1 protein-coding gene is annotated in these 438 nt (G+C 55.7%); it reads right to left on the bottom strand.

The window, feature by feature from the left end:
• Nucleotides 1–188: 188 nt before the first annotated feature.
• A partial coding sequence (locus ACFWW2_RS04785; RefSeq protein ID WP_393926601.1) for a hypothetical protein occupies nucleotides 189–438 on the bottom strand: 250 nt, incomplete at its 5' end.

Here is a 438-nt window from a genome sequence, read left to right as displayed (position 1 = left end):
CAACATTGGCCTTGAGCTTCTCAAGCTCTTTGCGGGTCATGGATTTGAGGTCGGTCTTCATCAGGGAGATTCCTTGCAGTTGTTTGCCGCAATACATCATATGCGTTTAGGGGAGTGAACCGCGTCAATACTCGCTCATGAGGCGTGTACTTTGGGACGCCTGCGCCACAACACATAGCAGACGTGGGTCAGACTACCTCGAAGGTGCCGCGCATATTGAGATCTGGAAGGGTATCCGCATCGGCGTCTATCGCAATGCTCATGTGAGCTTCAAACGCAAGCACACCAACGCGAACTTTCATGGAGTGACGCTTGGCGTGCCTTTGCCCGAACTCTCTGAGGTCCATCACGGCCGTTATCGCGCCCTCATTGAAGTCCAGGAGTGCACGGCACTCCAGCTTGTTCTGCCCGCGCCCTAGCCCAAACGGGGCAGGGGGA

This window comes from Yoonia sp. R2-816, assembly GCF_046762905.1.
In the GTDB taxonomy this organism is placed as follows: Bacteria; Pseudomonadota; Alphaproteobacteria; order Rhodobacterales; family Rhodobacteraceae; genus Yoonia.
Note: the sequence above shows the minus strand (reverse complement) of the source record. Positions and strands in the feature narration are given on the sequence as shown.